We start from the raw sequence: 16,777 nt of genomic DNA, 5'->3' as shown, positions 1-16,777 counted from the left end.
TCAGGACGATGGCGTCAGGCGTAGGAGGCCAGCGCCTTCTTCATCTTCTTCATCGCCGCCACCTCGATCTGGCGGATCCGCTCCGCCGAGACGCCGTATTCGGCTGCCAGTTCGTGCAGCGTCATGCCGCCGGAGCCGTCGTCGTTCACCTTCAGCCAGCGCTCCTCCACGATGCGGCGGCTGCGCGGGTCGAGCTGTTCCAGCGCTGCCCGGATGCCGTCCGTGGCCATCACGTCGCGCTGGCGGTTTTCCAGTTCCGCCGTCGGCTCGTGGGTCGCATCGGCGAGGTAGGCGATCGGGCCGAAGGCTTCCTCGCCGTCGTCCGCCGGCGCCGGGTCGAGCACCACGTCGCCGCCCGACATGCGGGTTTCCATCTCGATCACTTCCTCGCGCTTGACGTTCAGCTCGCGCGCCATCACTTCGATCTGCGCGTCCGTGAGCGTGTCGCGGTGGGTTTCCGCGTCCGCCTCGTCCTTGAACCCCTGCTTCATGGAACGCAGGTTGAAGAACAGCTTGCGCTGGGCCTTGGTGGTCGCCACCTTCACCATGCGCCAGTTCTTCAGGATGTACTCGTGGATCTCCGCCTTGATCCAGTGCAGCGCGTAGCTCACCAGCCGCACGCCCTGGTTCGGGTCGAAGCGCTTCACCGCCTTCATGAGGCCGATGTTGCCTTCCTGGATCAGGTCGCCGTGGGGCAGGCCGTAGCCCAGGTACTTGCGCGAAACCGAGACCACCAGGCGCAGGTGCGACAGCACCAGCTTCCCGGCGGCTTCCAGGTCGTTGTGTTCCTGGAACTTCTTCGCGTATTCGAGTTCTTCCTCCGCCGTCAGCATCGGCAGGCGGTTGACCGCCGAGATGTACGCATCCAGGTTGCCCAGCGACGGAACGACGGCCCAGGGGTTGGACAGCGCCAACGCCGTGGTACCCGAGGCTCCAATGGTTGAGGACATTCCGGAAACTCCTTTTTGCTCGTTGAATATTAGCACTCTGTTAGACAGAGTGCTAAGGCCTTGGTTCCGTAGGCATGAGCGCCGACCGGAGGTCGGCAAGGGCTTCCAGGGAGAACGTGTGCTGCCCTGGGGGCGCCGCCAACCAGCGGAGGCCGAGCGTCAGGAACAGCTTGCTCAAGAACCTACATGGGGCCAGCCCAAGGGGACTGCAAGGGGGCGCCGGAAGGACAATGCGCGGAACCTGGAGGCCGCACCCCATGGAAAACAGTCAAGGCCGCGACATTCTGGTCGTCACGACGACCGTCGGCTCGCCCGCCGACGCGCACAAGCTCGCCCGCACCATCCTGCAGCGCCGGCTGGCCGCCTGCGTACAGCTGGAGGAAGGGCTCACCTCATTTTACCGCTGGGAGGGCCGGGAGCTGGAAGACCCGGAAGTGCGGCTCACGATCAAGACGCTGCCTGGCTGCGCCGGGGCGCTGCAGGCGCTGTTCGGGGAACAGCACCCGTACGAGCTGCCGCAGTTCCTCGCCCAGCGCATGCAGGCGAGCGAGGCTTACTACGACTGGGCGCGCGGCGAGGTGAGCCTGCCGGAGGACCCCCGGGACACCCTGGGCCTGTGACCCCTGGTCAGGACAGCAGCGCCAGCGCGAACTCCCGCGCGCTGAAGGTCTCCAGGTCCTCCAGCTTCTCGCCCACGCCGATGAAATAGACCGGCACCGGCTTTTCCTGCGCGATCGCCGCCAGGACACCGCCCTTGGCCGTGCCATCGAGCTTGGTCACGACCAGGCCGGTGAGCTGCAGCGCGCCGTCGAAGGCCTTGACCTGCTGCAGGGCGTTCTGGCCGGTGTTGCCGTCGATCACCAGCAGCACCTCGTGCGGCGCCGTCGCGTCCGCCTTGGTGACCACCCTGCGGATCTTCTTCAACTCCTCCATCAGGTGCAGCTGCGTGGGCAGGCGGCCGGCGGTGTCGACGATCACGACGTCCTTGCCGCGCGCCTTGCCGGCCGAGACGGCGTCGAAGCTCACGGCGGCCGGGTCGCCGCCTTCCTGGCTGACGATCTCCACCTTGTTGCGGTCGGCCCAGATGGCGAGCTGCTCGCGCGCCGCCGCCCGGAAGGTGTCGGCCGCCGCCAGCAGCACTGTCTCGCCGTCGTCGGCCAGGTGCTTGGTCAGCTTGCCGATGGAGGTCGTCTTGCCGGCGCCGTTGACGCCCGCGACCATGATCACGGTCGGCTGGAATTCGCCGATCGTGAGCTCCTTCTCCAGCGGCCTGAGTAGCTGGGTGAGGGCGTCGACCAGGATGTTCTTGGCCTGCACGGGGCGCGTCGCGCCGGTGGCCGCGACCTTGCGCCGCACCTCGGTGAGCAGGTATTCGGTGGCCGGCACGCCGGTGTCGGCGAGCAGCAGGGCGGTTTCCAGCTCCTCGTAGAGTGCCTCGTCGATCTGGGCCCCGGTGAAGACCTGCGAGATGCTGGAGCCGGTCTTCTTGAGGCCCTCGGTCAGGCGGGTCATCCAGCCCTGGCGCTCGGCCGGCACGGCGGCCGGGACGGGGATTTCGATCGCCTGGACCAGCGCGCTGCCGATCAGGCCGCCGCTGCGGGCCGGGGCGGCGGGGGCGGGCGCCGGGACGACCGGAGCCGGGGTGCCGACGAACGGCGCCGGAGCGGCCACCACGGGCGCCGCAGCGGCCACGGGCGCCGGAGCAGGCGCGGCCACCGGGGGGGCGGCCGGCACGGGGGCGGGCGCGGCGACGGGGGCGGGCGTCGCGGGGGGCTTTTTCCGGAAGAAGCTGAACATCGGGGAGGTTTCTAGAATCACACGATTCTATGAAACGACTCCTGCGCTCCCTCCTCCCCCTGGCGGCCGCGCTGCCGCTGGCCCTCTTTCCTGCCGCCCAAGCCCAGATCGCGGGTCCGGCGCCGGCCCAGGAAAAGCCCCTGCAATACCAGCTCGCCAACGGCATGACGGTCATCATCAAGCCCGACCGCCGCGCCCCCACCGCCGTGCACATGGTGTACGTGCGCGTAGGCGCCATGGACGAAGTGGACGGCACGACGGGCGTCGCCCACGTGCTGGAGCACATGATGTTCAAGGGCACGCCCACCATCAAGCCGGGCGAGTTCTCGCGCCGGGTGGCCGCGCTCGGCGGCCGCGAGAACGCCTTCACCACCCGGGACCAGACCGGCTATTTCCAGCAGATCCCCGCCAGCCGGCTGGAGGACGTGATGCGGCTGGAAGCCGACCGCTTCGCCAACAACCAGTGGCCCGACGACGAGTTCAAGCGCGAGCTGGAAGTGGTGAAGGAGGAGCGCCGCACCCGCACCGAAGACAATCCGCGCGGCCTGCTCTACGAACAGCTCAGCGCCACCGTCTACCAGGCCAACCCGTACCGGCGCCCGGTCGTCGGCTGGATGAGCGACCTCGACGCCATGACGCCCCAGGACGCCCGCGAGTTCTTCCGCCGCTGGTACGTGCCGGCCAATGCCGCCGTGATCATCGCCGGCGACGTCGACCCGGCGAAGGTGCGCGCGCTGGTCGACAAGTACTACGGCAGCATCCCCTCCCGGACCTTGCCGCCGCGCAAGCCGCGCGAGGAGCCGGCGCAGAACGGCATGCGCCGCGTCGAATTCAAGGCGCCGGCGGAACAGTCGTACGTGGCGCTCGCCTTCAAGGTGCCGCAGCTGCGCTCCTTCGAGAAGACTCCCGAGAACGACGACGCGCTCGCGCTCACCGTGCTGTCCGGCGTGCTCGATGGCTACGAGGGCGCGCGCCTGGACCGCGCCCTGACGCAGGGGCCGGACCGCGTGGCCGACAGCGTCGACGCGGGCAACGGGCTCTGGGGCCGCGGCCCGCAGCTCTTCACGCTGTCCGGCGTGCCCGCCGCCGGCAAGACGCCCGAGCAGGTCGAAGCGGGCCTGCGCGCCCAGGTAGCCCGCGTGGCGCGCGAAGGCGTGAGCGAGGCGGAACTGCAGCGCGTGAAGACCCGCTGGATCGCGGGCGAGATCTACAAGCTGGACTCGGTGATGAACCAGGCCCGCGAACTGGGCAGCGCCTGGGTGATGGGCCTGCCGATCGATGCCGACGAACGCCTGATGGCCCGCCTGCGCGAAGTCACGCCGGAGCAGGTCAAGTCGGTGGCGGCGCGCTACTTCGGCGACGAGCAGCTCACCGTGGGCATCCTGCGCCCGCTGCCGGTCGACCCGAACCGCAAGCCCCGCACCCCCGCCGTCCAACTGCGCCACTGAGAGGTCCCCATGCGCATCCTGAATTTCCTCGCGCGCGGCGCGCTGGCCGGCCTGTTCGCCTGCGCCTTCGTCGCCCCGGCCGCCGCGGCGCTGCCGATCCAGAAATGGCAGCAGGCCAGCGGCGCGCAGGTCTTGCTGATCGAAAGCCCCGGCCTGCCGATGGTGGACGTCGAGATCGACTTCGACGCCGGCGAGCGCCGCGACCCGGCCGGCAAGGCGGGCCTGGCCGGCATCACCGCCGACATGACTTCCAAGGGCATCGCGGCGCGCAACGGCGAACCGGCCCTGGACGAGAACCAGCTCGGCGAAGCCTGGGCCGACCTGGGCGCCTCCTTCGGCGGCGGCGCGGGCCTGGACCGCATGAGCTTCAACCTGCGCTCGCTCACCTATCCCGACCTCCTGGACAAGGCCGTGAAGCTGGCCGCGCGCGAGCTGGGCGAGCCGTCCTTCCCCGACACGGTCTGGCAGCGCGACCGCCAGCGCATGATCGCCTCCATCCGCGAAGCCAACACCCGACCCGCCACGGTCGCGGCCCGGGCCTTCGGCCAGGCGGTCTACGGCGGGCATCCCTACGGCAACGACACGACCGAGGAATCGGTCTCGCGCATCGCGGTGCAGGACATGCAGGACTTCTACCGCGCGATCCTGCCCTGCCGCGCCAAGGTGAGCATCGTGGGCGCCGTGAGCCGGGCGCAGGCGGACCAGATCGCCACCACCCTGCTGTCGCGGCTGCCGAATGGCCGCTGCGAGCCACTGCCGCCGGTGGCCGAAGTGCCGGCGCTCAGCGCCGCGGCCGAACGCAACATCCCCTTCGCCTCGGCCCAGGCGCACGTCCTGATCGGCCAGCCGGGCTACAAGCGCTCGGACCCCGACTACTTCCCGCTGCTCCTGGGCAACTACGTCCTGGGTGGCGGCGGCTTCGTCTCGCGCCTGTCGGAGGAAGTGCGGCAGAAGCGCGGACTGAGCTACAGCGTCTACAGCTACTTCTCGCCGGGGATGCACGCGGGCGCCTTCACCGTGGGCCTGCAGACGCGCCCCGACCAGGCGGCGCAGGCGGTGCAGGTGTCGCGCGACGTGGTGCGGCGCTTCGTGGCCGAAGGCCCCACCGAGGCCGAACTGAAGGCCGCCAAGGACTTCATGATCGGCGGCTTCGCGCTGCGCATCGACAGCAACCGCAAGCTGGTGGACAACCTGGCCAACATCGCCTGGTACGACCTGCCGCTCGATTACCTGGACACCTGGACGAAGCAGGTCGAGAAGGTCACGGCGGCGGACATCAAGGCGGCTTTCGCCCGCAAACTGCAGCCGGATCGCATGGTGACGGTCGTGGTTGGCGCCGACGTGGCGTCCGCCCGACAGTGATGGCGGCGGAGTGGCCGCCCACCTGTCAACTTTGACAGGGGATCGCCAGCGCGAAATCGCGAGACCCTCAACAATTCGATTGCGCTGTCACGCATCCACTTGCGAGCACGCGAGCGAGTTTCACAGGGAGAAAGTAGGGCACGGCCGCAAGGCCGTGCCCATTTTTTTGGGCGCCCGCAAAGGTAAGCTCGCGCGATGCCCCGCCCCGCCAGCCCTCCCGTCCGCCGCAGCCTTCCCAACCAGGTCCGCATCATCGGCGGCCATTGGAAGCGCACCCGGCTGGACGTGCCGGACCGCCCCGGGCTGCGGCCCACGCCGGACCGCGTGCGCGAAACCCTGTTCAACTGGCTCGGGCAGGACCTGGCCGGCTGGCGCTGCGTCGACGCCTTCGCGGGGACCGGTGCCCTGGGCCTGGAAGCGGCTTCGCGCGGCGCGGCCGACGTCCTGCTGGTCGAAGCGGACGCCGGGCTGGTCGATGCCTTGCGGGCCGTGGTCAAGCGCCTGGAAGCGGCCAACGTGCGCGTGCAGCGAGGCAATGCCCTGACGGTGCTCGCCGGGCTGCCGGCCGGCAGCGTGGACCTGGTCTTCCTGGACCCGCCCTTCGAGGCCGACCTGTTCGACAAGGCGCTGGCCGCGGCCCTGCCGGCCGTGGCGCCGCAGGGCTTCGTCTACCTCGAGGCCCCGAGCCCCTGGCAGGGCGAGGCGCTGGCGCGGCACGGCCTCGAAGCACTGCGCCACCTGAAGGCCGGCGCGGTGCACGGGCACCTGCTGCGCCGCACTGCATAATTCGCGCACACCGCTTGCCGGCGCGGCCGGCCTCCAGGAGATTCCCATGGCCACCGACGTCCTCGCCGTCTACCCCGGCACCTTCGATCCCATGACGCTGGGCCACGAGGACGTGGTGCACCGCGCCTGCCAGCTGTTCGGCCGCCTGATCGTGGCGGTGGCGGCGGGGCACCACAAGAAGTCGCTGTTCACGATGCAGGAGCGCATCGACATGGCGCGCGAGGCCCTCAAGGACTACCCGCAGGTCACGGTGGAAGGCTTCAGCGGCCTGGTGCGCGACTTCGTCGTGGCGCGCGGCGGCAAGGCGATGGTGCGAGGCGTGCGGGCGGTGACGGACTTCGACTACGAGTTCCAGCTCGCCGGAATGAACCGCCACCTGATGCCCGAAGTGGAGACGGTGTTCCTCACCCCCAGCGACAAGTACCAGTTCATCAGCGGCACCTTCGTGCGCGAGATCGCGATCCTGGGCGGCGAGGTGCACCAGTTCGTCTCGCCGACGGTGCAGCAGCGGCTGGTCGAGAAAGTGCGCAGCTTGGGGCGGGAGTAAAACCAGACGGCCGAACGCAGAGGGCGCAGAGGATACGCAGAGGACGCAGAAAAATCCTTTTTCACTGGCTGTCCTTCTGCGTCCTCTGCGTACCTTTGCGACCTCTGCGTTCGGCGGTCAGGTTTTAAGGCGTAAATAGACCCACTGCGTGGGTTTGTGCGCACCCCGCATCTCGCAATGGAGGAGATAATTTCGCCATGCGAACTACCGAACTGGTGCTGGTGCGGCACGGCGAGACCGAGATGAACCGCGAGCTGCGGTTCCAGGGACAGGTCGATGTCGCGCTCAACGCCATCGGACTCGAACAGGCCCGCCGCCTCGCCACGCGCCTGGCCGGCGAGAAGGCCGACGCGGTCTACGCGAGCGACCTGCTGCGCGCCCGCCAGACCGCCGAACCCATCGCCGGTGAGCTCGCCCTGCGGCCGGTGGCCGACAGCGGCCTGCGCGAGCAGGCCTTCGGCCGCGTGGACGGCATGCGCGTGGACGACATCCAGCGCGAGCACCCGCAGGCCTGGGAGGGCTGGCTGCGCTTCGAGGAAGACTTCGCCATGCCCGAGGGCGAGTCCACCCGCCGGTTCCACACGCGGGTGATGGAGGCCGTGCAGCGCGTGGTCGCCGCGCACCCGGCGCAGACGGTGGTGGTGGTCACGCACGGCGGCGTGCTGGACATGGTCTACCGCACCGCGCGCTCGCTGGGTCTGAAAGGGCCGCGCCAGAGCGAGATCCCCAACGCGGGCGTGAACCGCATCCGCGTGACCGGAGGGGTATTCGAGATCCTGAGCTGGGCCGACACGCGCCACCTGGCGGACCTGCCGCCGCAGCCGGTCTACGACCAGCGCAAGCTGGTGGCCACCGAAGGCAGCTCCAGCGCGGCATAGAGCCGCGCCGCCTGGCGCTGCAGGCGCTTCGATTCGGGTTGCGCGCGCACCAGCGGCTGCAGCAGGTTCTGCGCGCCGGCGAGGTGTCCCGCCTTCACCAGGGCATCGAGGTGGACCTGCGCGAACAGGTCGCGCTGGGCGTGGCTGCCGCCGATCTCCACCAGGCGGGGCAGCGCGTGCCCCAGCGCTTCCACCGTCGTCTTCCAGTCCCCCTGCGCGTGGGCCAGCAGGCCGCGCGCCGCCGGCACGCACACGCGCTGCCACACCACGGCCTCGTCGCCGCTGCAGGCGAGCGCGTGGCGCCCGATCGATTCCATCAGGGCCTGCGCGGCCTCCTGGCGGCCGGCGCGGGCGAGGCCGTACAGGTACTGCAGGTCAAGGAAGGGCAGCACGTGGTCGTGCCCGCGCCGCGCGAGGTAGTCGCCGACCTCCTGCCAGCGCGGGCCGACGTCGATGCCGGCCAGCTCCGCGCGCGCCAGCAGCGACACCGCGTTGATCTGGTCCTGGCTGTATTCCCTGACCTCGGTCCACACGCGGCGGTCGAACAGGGCGAGGACTTCTTCCGGGCGATCCAGTTCCAGCGCGAACAGCGCCTGGTGCCACCAGTTGTGCGTGACCATGAAGGAGTTGAGGCCCGTCCACGTGGGGCTCACGTCCTGGAGGAAGGCGTGGCCCTCGGCCAGGCGGCCCTGCGTGAGCATCACGTGCGCGAGCGCGTGGTGCGCCCACGGCTCCTTGTGCCGCAGCGCGATCGCGCGCCGCGCGGCGGCCTCGGCCTGCTCGAGGAAGTGGCACTGCTCCCAGGCGAAGGCGAGCATGCCGTGCAGCCAGGGCACCTCGCCCGCGGCCGGCAGCGCCTGCAGCGCGAGGCGTAGCATGCCGGGCGAGTCGCCGCGGTTGAAGAGGTGGTATTGGCCGAGCTTCAGCGAGGCGAGATCGCGCGGATGCTCGCGAGCCTGCTCCTCGTGCAGGCGGATGGCCCGGGGCAGGTCGCCCTCGACCCAGGCGGCCACGGCTTCGATGAAGCGCTGCTCGCGGGCCGTCACGGACGCTGCGCCCGCCCGCGCGCGTTCCACGAACGGCCGCGCGTGGGCCGGCGCATCGCCCGTCTCCGCGAACATGTGCAGCGCCGCGCAGTACGCCTGCACGATCGGGCTCTCGTCCCGCTGCGCCTGCAGGATGTTGGCGACGCGCGCCTCGCTGGCCAGGAAGCCCTCGACGAAGTCCTGGACCCCGGCCAGGCTCGCCCCGTCGCGCAGGGTGAGCCCGTTGCCGAGGACGTCAGTCCACATGGTGGATGGCTTCGGAGGGCGGCTGCGGCCACGGCCGCTGCGGCTCGCGCACCAGTTCGAAGGCGCGCGCGACCTGCAGCACGCCGAGGTCGTCGAAGCGCTTGCCGATGATCTGCAGCCCGATCGGCAGACCCGCGGCCGTGTAGCCGCAGTTGATCGAGGCGGCCGGCTGCTCCGACATATTGAAGGGCACCGTGAATCCGATGTGCTCCAGCGGCCGCAGCGGGTCGTTGGTGGGCGAGGGCAGTTCCGCCGCGAAGGCCGGCAGCGGCGAGACCGGCGCGAGCACGTAGTCGAAGGGCCGGCAGGCGTTGACCGCGGCGACGCGGGTCAGGTGGAACTGGTGGAAGGCGCGGAACACGGCCTCGCCGGTGAGGCCGGCGGCGCTGTCGGCCCACTGCTGGATGTAGGGCAGCACGCGCGCCTTCACGTCCGGCGGCAGGCTGCGCATGTCGACGTGCGAGCGCATGCGCCAGAAGTGGTCCATGCCGTCCAGCATGGCCTGCGTCATGAAGGGCTTCATCGGCGCGACCACCGCGCCGGCGCGCTCGAACGCCCGCGCAGCCTTCTGCACCGCAGCCCGGACCTCCGGGTCCACGGCGAGGCCGCAGCCGGCCTCCAGCAGCAGGCCGACGCGCAGGCCGCGCAGGCGATCCGAGCCGGCATCGAAGGACGACCAGGCGATGTCCTGCGCCGGCAGGCTCATGCTGTCGCGCTCGTCGGGATGGGCCAGCACCCGCATCAGCAGCGCGGCGTCCTGCACCGTGCGCGTCATGGGCCCGGCCGCGCGGCCCATGTAGGGCGGGTCGATCGGCACGCGGCCGAGGCTGGGCTTCAAGGTGAAGATGCCGCACCAGCCCGCCGGCAGCCGCAGCGAGCCGCCGATGTCGGTGCCGAGGTGCAGCGGGCCGTAGCCGGCCGCGGCTGCGGCGCCGGCCCCGGCGCTGGATCCGCCGGGGGTCTTCGTCAGGTCCCAGGGGTTGCGCGCGAGCTTGTGGAAGGAAGACAGGCCCGAGGACAGCATGCCGTAGTCCGGCATCGTGGTCTTGGCCAGCAGCACGGCGCCCTGTTCGCGCACGCGCGCGGCGGGCGGGGCGTCGGCCGACGCCGGGATCAGTTCGCTGGCCGCGGTGCCGAGCGGCGTCGGGTCGCCGCGGGTGGCGATGTTGTCCTTGATCGTCACCGGCACGCCATCGAGCAGGCCCAGGGGCTCGCCCTTCAGCCAGCGCGCCTCGCTCGCGCGCGCCTGCTCCAGCACCTGCTCGGGGCGCAGCAGGTAGAGCGCGTGCAGGTACTGTTCCCAGCGCTCGACGTGCCCGAGCACGCTGCGCGCCACTTCAACCGGCGAGACCTCGCGCCGCCGATAGAGCTCGACGAGCGCCGGCGCGGAGAGTTCGTGCAGCGCCTCCCGCGTCATGGGAGCCTCCCCGCTTTCCCACCGCGCGTGGGTCGCTGCCCCTCGAGGGGGCGCTGGCGTCCTGGGGCGGCCCGGCGACGCTGGTTCATCATCTTCAACCCCAGGAGAGGGAGGACAGGTCGTTGGCGAAGATCGGCATGTCCTTCCACAAGCCCTTCACGTTCTTGTTGGCCACCGTGACCCACTGCGGCTGGTACAGGAATGCGTGCACCGAGTCCTCCGCGATCAGCTTCTGCAGGTCGGCCTGCAGCTTCAGGCGGTCCTTGGCGCTGGCGGTGGTCTTGTACTTGCCGTACAGCTGGTCGAACTTGTCGGAGTGGTAGTTCCAGTAGTAGTCCGGCTTGGCGAAGTTGCCGAGGTCGAAGGGCTCGACGTGCGAGATGATCGTCATGTCGTAGTTCTTGTTGCCGTACACGTTGGACAGCCACTGCGCCCACTCGACGTTCTGCAGCTTGGCCTGGATGCCGATCTTGGAAAGCTGCGAGGCGATCACCTCGCCGCCCTGGCGCGCATAAGGGGGCGGCGGCAGCGTGATGGTGACTTCCAGCGGACCGTTGACGCCCGCTTCCTTCAGCAGCGCCTTCGCCTTCTCGGGGTTGTAGGGGTTCACGCCGGTCATGTCGACGTAGCCCGGCGCGCTGGGCGGATAGTGGCTGCCGATCGGGGCGCCGAAGCCGTCGCCCGCGCCCTGGATCACCGCCTTGCGGTCGATGGCCATCGCCACCGCGCGGCGCACGCGGATGTCGTCGAACGGCTTCTTCTTGTTGTTGATCGCCAGGATGGTCTTGGCGCGCGAGCCGGACACGACGACCTGGAAGCGGCCGTTGCCCTTGAACTGCTCCACGCTGCGCGGCGTGACGCGCGGAAAGGCATCGACGTCGCCCGCGAGCAGCGCCGCCACCTGCGCGGCGGGGTCGGAGATGAAGCGGAAGGTGGCGCGCTGCAGCTTGATGGCCCCGGCGTTGCGGTAGCCGTCCCACTTCTTCAGCGTGATCGAGGAGCCCTTGACCCAGTTCTCCAGCACGAAGGGGCCGGTGCCCACCGGCTTCGTCATGTTGGTGTCGGCGCTCTTCGGCTCCACGATCACGGCGGTGGCCTGCCCGAGCAGGAAGGGGAAGTCGGGATCCACTTCCTTGGTGAGGATCACCACCGTGTGCTCGTCCACCGCGCGGGTGGTGAGGTTGGCGAAGGTGCGCTTGTCCTTGTTGGTGCTCTTCTCGCCGCCGGCGCGGTCGAACGAGAACTTCACGGCCTGGGCGTCGAAGGGCTCGCCGTTCTGGAACTTCACGCCCTTGCGCAGCCTGAAGGTGTAGGTGGTGAGGTCGGGCGAGACCTCCCAGCCTTCCGCCAGCAGCGGGGTGACCGAGCCATCCGGGTGGATCTTGGTGAGCGTCTCGAAGATGTTGTACAGCGTGACCTCGCCGATGGCCGAGGCGGCGCCGCCGGTGGGATCGAGGCCGGGGCTGGGCTCGAGGGCCATGGCCATCACGATCGAGTCCTTGCGGCCCTGGGCCAGCGCCGCGGGGGGCAGGGTGGCGAGGGCGGCGAGCGAGGCGCTGTGCGCGAGGACGCTGCGGCGATTCAACATTCTTCGAACTCCAGGAGCGAGAGCTGAGGTTGGAACGTGGGGATCATCCCCGACTTTGGAACGGGGTGGCAAGGGGGCTGGGCCGGGGTGGCGGCTCGGGCTCGGGCACCGCCTCCACGAGGGTGCGCGTGTAGTCGTGCTGCGGCCGCGCGAACAGGCGTTCGGGCGGACCCTGTTCCACGATGCGGCCCTGCCACAGCACGGCGACGTCGTCGCAGAGGTGCTGGACCACCGCGAGGTCGTGGCTGATCAGCATGTAGGTGATGCCGAACTCCGCCTGCAGGTCCTGCATCAGGTTCAGGACCTGCGCCTGCACCGAGACGTCCAGCGCGCTGACCGGCTCGTCGGCCACGATCAGCCGCGGCCGGGTGACGAGCGCGCGGGCGATGGCGATGCGCTGGCGCTGGCCGCCGGAGAACTCGTGCGGGTACTTGCGCAGGTCGCTGGGGCGCAGCCCCACGGCCTGCAGCACCTCGCTGGCGCGACGGTGCTGCTCCTCGCGCGGCGTGCCGCCCTGGGCCGCGAGCGGCTCGGTGACGATGCGTTCCACGGTGCGGCGGGGGTCGAGCGAGCCGTAGGGATCCTGGAACACCATCTGGAAGTCGCGCCGCGCCCGCCGCAGTTCCTCGCGCGGCAGCGCGTGCAGGTCCTTTCCCAGCAGCCGCACGCGGCCCGACGTCGGTCGGTCCAGCGCCATGACCAGCCGCGCCAGGGTGGACTTGCCCGACCCCGACTCCCCCACCACGCCGAGGCTGCGCCCGGCCTGGATCGTGAAGCTCACCCCGCGCAGGGCGTGCACCTTGCCTGGTGCCTCGAACAGCTTCTCGCGCGGCAATGCGTAGTCCTTGACGAGGTCCTCGACCTCCAGCAGCGGCGCCGTCATGGCTGTTGCTCCCTCCCCCTCTGCGAGAGGGCAGGGGTGAGGGCGGGCGCGGCCAGGTCCCGCTCCTTCGCCACCAACTCCAGCCGGATGCAGCGCGCCCCATGCCCTTCGGCCACCTCCCGCACCCCGGGCAAGGCCGCATTGCACTCGCCGACCGTCCACCGGCACCTTCCCGCGAACGGACAGCCCTTCGGCAGGTCCACCAGCTCCGGTACCGTCCCCGGGATCGTCACCAGCCGCTGGCCCTTCATGCCGCGCAGGCCCGGCCGCGCCGCGAACAGGCCCAGCGTGTACGGATGCATGCGGTTGGCGAACACCGAGTCCGTGGGCCCGTTCTCCACCACGCTGCCGCCGTACATCACCAGCATGCGGCGCACGTTCTGCGCGATCACCCCGAGGTCGTGCGAGATCAGGATCAAGGCCATGCGCCGTTCGGCCACCAGTTCGCGGATCAGGTCCAGGATCTGCCGCTGGATGGTGACGTCCAGCGCCGTGGTGGGCTCGTCCGCGATCAGCAGGTCGGGCCCGCAGGCGAGCGCCATCGCGATGGTGATGCGCTGGCGCTGGCCGCCGGAGAACTGGTGCGGGTAGGCGTCGATGCGGCGCGCGGCGTCCGGGATGCCGACGCGGTCCAGCAGGGCGATCGCCTCCTTGCGGGCGGTGGCCGCGGCGAGCCGGCGGTGCAGCCGCAGCGGCTCGGCCACCTGGTCGCCCACGGTGTGGACCGGGTTCAGCGCCGTCATCGGCTCCTGGAAGACCATGCCGATGCGGTCGCCGCGCAGCGCGCGCAGCGCGCGCTCGGGCAGGCCCACCAGGTCCCGGCCCTCGAACACGATGCTGCCCGTCACGCGGGCGTTCTCCGGCAGCAGGCCCAGGAGCGCCAGCGCGGTGATCGACTTGCCGCAGCCCGACTCGCCGACCAGGCCCAGCGTCTCGCCCGGCTCCAGGGAGAAGCTCACGTCGCGCACGGCGTACGCGGGCCCGCGGTGCGTTTGCAGTTCGACCGAGAGGTCCCTGACTTCGAGCAGTGCCATCAAGCCTCCCGCCGGGCCGCCCCGAGGGAGGCTTGCGCCCCTTCGGTGGGCAGCGACGACACGAAGTGCGGAGCGTGGGGGCTCATTACCTTTTGCGGGCCAGGCGCGGGTCGAACAGATCGCGCAAGCCGTCGCCCAGGAGATTGAGGCCCAGCACCGCCATGGCGATTGCGAGGCCGGGGAACACGCCCAGCCGCGGCGCCTGGAACAGGAGGCTCTGTGCCTCGCTCAGCATGCGGCCCCAGGAGGGCTGCGGCGGCTGCGTGCCCAGCCCCAGGTAGGACAGCGCGGCCTCGGCGAGGATCGCGATGGCGAAGCGGATGGTCGCCTGCACGATCAGCACCGACAGGATGTTGGGCAGCACGTGCTCCATCGTGATCGTGAAGGGGCCCTTGCCGCTGGCGCGCGCGGCCAGCACGAACTCGCGCGCCCACACCGCGTTGGCCGAGGCCCGCGTGATGCGCGCGAAGGTCGGGATGTTGTAGATGCCGATCGCGACGATCGCGTTGACCATGCCCGGGCCGAACACCGCCGTGAGCATGATGGCCGAGAGGATGGCGGGGAAGGCGAAGCCGAAGTCCGACAGGCGCATGATCGCCTCCTCGACCCAGCCGCGCTTCGCCGAGGCGAGCAGGCCCAGCGCCGTGCCGATCACCAGCCCGATGCCGACGGCGACGATCCCGACCACGATGGAAGCGCGCGCGCCGACCAGCAGCAGGGAGGCGATGTCGCGGCCGAAGGGATCGGTGCCCAGCCAGTAGCGCGCGTCGGGCGCCCTGAGCTTCAGCGCCATGTCGATCTCGTACGGGTCGTGCGGCGTCCAGGCGAAGGACAGTCCCGCCGCCAGCACCACCAGCAGGCTCAGCACCAGCCCGATCACGAAGCTGGGGTGGCGCAGGGCGCGGTGCCAGAAGCCGGGGCCGGCCGGCGGCACGAACGGTGCGGTTTCCAGTACGGCGCTCATGGGGGGCTCCCGCTCCAGTGCCACCGCGGAACCGGCTTTGCCGGGCCGCTGGTGGCGCCCCCTCGAGGCGAAGGCGGCCGCAGGCCGCTTCGGGGCGCAGTCATATGTCGCTCGCCTTCACGCGCGGGTCGATCACGGCGTACAGCACGTCCACCACGAAGTTCACGATCACCACCATCGCCGCCAGCAGCATCACGCAGTTGCGCACGACGATCAGGTCGCGGTTGGCGATCGACTGGAAGATCAGCCGGCCCAGCCCGGGCAGGTAGAACACGCTCTCCACCACGATGGTGCCGGCCAGCAGCTCCGCGAACTGCAGGCCCATGACGGTGATGACCGGGATCAGCGCGTTGCGCAGCACGTGGCCCCACAGCGCGCCGCGCTGCGACACGCCCTTGGCGCGGGCGGTGCGCACGAAGTCCTCGCGCAGCACCTCCAGCACCGAGGAGCGCGTGATGCGCGCGAGGATCGCCGCCTGCACCACCGCCAGCGACAGCGCCGGCAGCATCAGCGCGCGCAGGCCCGGCAGCAGGCCTTCCTCCCAGCCGGGGAAGCCGCCGGCGGAGAACCAGCCCAGGTGCACCGAGAACAGCAGGATCAGCAGGATCGCGAACCAGAAGTTGGGGATGGCGATGCCGATCTGCGTGAGCCCCATGATGCCCACGTCGCCCAGCTTGTTGTGGCGCGAGGCGGCGTAGATGCCGGCGGCGAGCGCCAGGACTGTCGTGAACGCCATGGCCAGCAACGCGAGCGGCACGGTCAGCGCCAGCCGTTCGAGCACCAGTTCGCCGACCGGCGTGCTGTAGGCATAGCTCAGCCCCAGGTCGCCGTGCAGCATGCCGGTGGCCCATTCCCAGTAGCGCACCGGGGCGGGCCGGTCCAGGCCCAGCTTGCGGGCCAGTGCGACGACCGCTTCGGGCGAGGCGTCGGGCCCCATCAGCACCTGCGCCGCGTTCCCCGGTAGGACTTCGAGGATGAGGAACACGACGACCGAGGTGCCTACCAGCGTCGCGATGAGGGTGATCAGCCGCTTGACCAGGAACAGGCTCATGCAGCCGGCGATAATGCCAGAAGTAGTAAGCCAGCCCCTGGAGTCCGCGCGTCATGGCATTGATGATTACCGACGAGTGCATCAACTGCGATGTGTGCGAGCCGGAGTGCCCGAACGAAGCCATTTCGCTCGGTCCCGAGATCTACCAGATCGCTCCCGAACGCTGCACGGAGTGCGTGGGGCACTTCGACGAGCCCCAGTGCGTGCAGGTGTGCCCGGTGGCGTGCATTCCGGTGGACCCGAAGAGGGTGGAGAGCCGGGAGACGCTGTGGGCGAAGTACCGCAGGCTGGTGGCGGAGGCGAAGGGTGCAGCGGCTGCAAGCGCCCCCTCCCCGGTCCTCCCCCAGGAGGGGAGCGAGAAGGAAGAAGGCTAGTCCTTCTTTTTCTTCTTTTCCTTGGGCGGCGCCGGCGAGACCGCCGTGAACTGCTCCAGCTTGCCTGACTTGGGCTTGGTGCCCTCCTTGCGCGCAGCGAGCGGGGGCGCCTCGACCGGCGCGCCGATCACGATCGCCTTCGGCGCGTTGCGCTCCTGGGTGAGCCGCGCCTTCTCCATCTCCGCCGCGAGCCGGGCGTCCGCGTTGGACACCGGGGTGGGCGCCGGCCGGCCCGTCACCGGTTCCGACAGGGGGACCGCCGTGCCGCCCGCGCAGGGCTCCTGGCTGTAGCTGTTGCCGCAGCGCCAGACCGTCTGGGCCCCGGACCAGGGGCTGGCCAGGGCCAGGGCGGCGGCGAGGATCAGGGTCTTGTCGGGCACGGTGTCTCCTCTCGGGGGTAGTGGTG

General features: G+C 70.3%; 17 protein-coding genes. 7 read left to right on the top strand and 10 right to left on the bottom strand.

Annotation, left to right across the window (positions count from 1 at the left end; all coding sequences use genetic code 11):
* Window positions 1–14: 14 nt before the first annotated feature.
* A complete protein-coding gene (rpoH, locus tag JJ685_RS19315; RefSeq protein ID WP_201675967.1) occupies window positions 15–950 on the bottom strand; it encodes an RNA polymerase sigma factor RpoH in 936 nt (311 codons plus the stop codon).
* A gap of 257 nt (window positions 951–1,207) precedes the next feature.
* Between rpoH and cutA the strand changes: the two genes are divergently transcribed.
* Window positions 1,208–1,570 carry a divalent-cation tolerance protein CutA gene (gene cutA, locus JJ685_RS19310; RefSeq protein ID WP_201675966.1) on the top strand — a complete coding sequence of 121 codons (363 nt, stop codon included), beginning with the start codon at window positions 1,208–1,210 and terminating at the stop codon, window positions 1,568–1,570.
* Window positions 1,571–1,577: 7 nt separating this feature from the next.
* Here the strand turns inward: cutA and ftsY are convergent, their stop codons facing one another.
* Window positions 1,578–2,747, bottom strand: coding sequence for a signal recognition particle-docking protein FtsY (ftsY, locus tag JJ685_RS19305; protein ID WP_201675965.1), 1,170 nt, complete (start codon window positions 2,745–2,747; stop codon window positions 1,578–1,580).
* A 29-nt stretch (window positions 2,748–2,776) separates the two neighbouring features.
* Here ftsY and JJ685_RS19300 point away from each other — a divergent pair, with 29 nt between their 5' ends.
* The 5 genes from JJ685_RS19300 to JJ685_RS19280 all read left to right on the top strand — a co-directional run bounded on the left by JJ685_RS19300 (window position 2,777) and on the right by JJ685_RS19280 (window position 7,768).
* Entirely contained in the window at window positions 2,777–4,195 is a 1,419-nt protein-coding gene (locus tag JJ685_RS19300; RefSeq protein WP_201675964.1) for a M16 family metallopeptidase, read from the top strand.
* Window positions 4,196–4,204: 9 nt separating this feature from the next.
* Window positions 4,205–5,557 carry a M16 family metallopeptidase gene (locus JJ685_RS19295; RefSeq protein ID WP_201675963.1) on the top strand — a complete coding sequence of 451 codons (1,353 nt, stop codon included), beginning with the start codon at window positions 4,205–4,207 and terminating at the stop codon, window positions 5,555–5,557.
* A 195-nt stretch (window positions 5,558–5,752) separates the two neighbouring features.
* Window positions 5,753–6,343: a 16S rRNA (guanine(966)-N(2))-methyltransferase RsmD gene (gene rsmD, locus JJ685_RS19290; RefSeq protein WP_201675962.1), complete on the top strand. Its 591-nt coding sequence runs from the start codon at window positions 5,753–5,755 to the stop codon at window positions 6,341–6,343.
* Between the two features lie 46 nt (window positions 6,344–6,389).
* A complete protein-coding gene (gene coaD, locus JJ685_RS19285) occupies window positions 6,390–6,890 on the top strand; it encodes a pantetheine-phosphate adenylyltransferase (RefSeq protein ID WP_201675961.1) in 501 nt (166 codons plus the stop codon).
* 197 nt (window positions 6,891–7,087) lie between these two features.
* Entirely contained in the window at window positions 7,088–7,768 is a 681-nt protein-coding gene (locus tag JJ685_RS19280; RefSeq protein WP_201675960.1) for a histidine phosphatase family protein, read from the top strand.
* Here the strand turns inward: JJ685_RS19280 and JJ685_RS19275 are convergent.
* From JJ685_RS19275 to JJ685_RS19245, 7 genes are all read right to left on the bottom strand, one after another.
* The gene (locus JJ685_RS19275) at window positions 7,717–9,060 is read right to left on the bottom strand and encodes a tetratricopeptide repeat protein (RefSeq protein WP_201675959.1); all 1,344 of its coding nucleotides are present in this window, start codon (window positions 9,058–9,060) and stop codon (window positions 7,717–7,719) included. The genes JJ685_RS19280 and JJ685_RS19275 overlap by 52 nt on opposite strands.
* Complete coding sequence (locus tag JJ685_RS19270) at window positions 9,050–10,477, bottom strand: amidase (protein WP_201675958.1); 1,428 nt, start codon at window positions 10,475–10,477, stop codon at window positions 9,050–9,052. Before JJ685_RS19270 ends, JJ685_RS19275 begins: the two co-directional genes overlap by 11 nt.
* A gap of 94 nt (window positions 10,478–10,571) precedes the next feature.
* Window positions 10,572–12,065, bottom strand: coding sequence for an ABC transporter substrate-binding protein (locus tag JJ685_RS19265; RefSeq protein WP_201675957.1), 1,494 nt, complete (start codon window positions 12,063–12,065; stop codon window positions 10,572–10,574).
* Window positions 12,066–12,108: 43 nt separating this feature from the next.
* Entirely contained in the window at window positions 12,109–12,948 is an 840-nt protein-coding gene (locus tag JJ685_RS19260; RefSeq protein WP_201675956.1) for an ATP-binding cassette domain-containing protein, read from the bottom strand.
* Window positions 12,945–13,982: an ABC transporter ATP-binding protein gene (locus tag JJ685_RS19255; RefSeq protein WP_201675955.1), complete on the bottom strand. Its 1,038-nt coding sequence runs from the start codon at window positions 13,980–13,982 to the stop codon at window positions 12,945–12,947. The genes JJ685_RS19260 and JJ685_RS19255 overlap by 4 nt, the downstream gene beginning before the upstream one ends.
* An 85-nt stretch (window positions 13,983–14,067) precedes the next feature.
* The gene (locus JJ685_RS19250; protein ID WP_201675954.1) at window positions 14,068–14,946 is read right to left on the bottom strand and encodes an ABC transporter permease; all 879 of its coding nucleotides are present in this window, start codon (window positions 14,944–14,946) and stop codon (window positions 14,068–14,070) included.
* 100 nt (window positions 14,947–15,046) lie between these two features.
* Complete coding sequence (locus JJ685_RS19245) at window positions 15,047–15,997, bottom strand: ABC transporter permease (RefSeq protein ID WP_201675953.1); 951 nt, start codon at window positions 15,995–15,997, stop codon at window positions 15,047–15,049.
* A 53-nt stretch (window positions 15,998–16,050) separates the two neighbouring features.
* Here JJ685_RS19245 and JJ685_RS19240 point away from each other — a divergent pair, with 53 nt between their 5' ends.
* Window positions 16,051–16,371, top strand: a complete 321-nt coding sequence (locus JJ685_RS19240) for a YfhL family 4Fe-4S dicluster ferredoxin (RefSeq protein ID WP_201675952.1) — start codon at window positions 16,051–16,053, stop codon at window positions 16,369–16,371.
* On the opposite strand, the gene JJ685_RS19235 is transcribed toward JJ685_RS19240, so the two are convergent.
* Window positions 16,368–16,751 (bottom strand): hypothetical protein, encoded by a 384-nt coding sequence (locus JJ685_RS19235; protein WP_201675951.1) that lies wholly within the window; start codon window positions 16,749–16,751, stop codon window positions 16,368–16,370. The two genes, JJ685_RS19240 and JJ685_RS19235, sit on opposite strands and share 4 nt — an antisense overlap.
* Window positions 16,752–16,777 lie beyond the last annotated feature (26 nt).

The sequence above is a fragment of the Ramlibacter monticola genome (genome assembly GCF_016722785.1).
In the GTDB taxonomy this organism is placed as follows: Bacteria; Pseudomonadota; Gammaproteobacteria; order Burkholderiales; family Burkholderiaceae_C; genus Ramlibacter; species Ramlibacter monticola.
The sequence above is the reverse complement of the archived record's forward strand: the minus strand, read 5'-3'. Positions and strand labels throughout refer to the sequence as shown.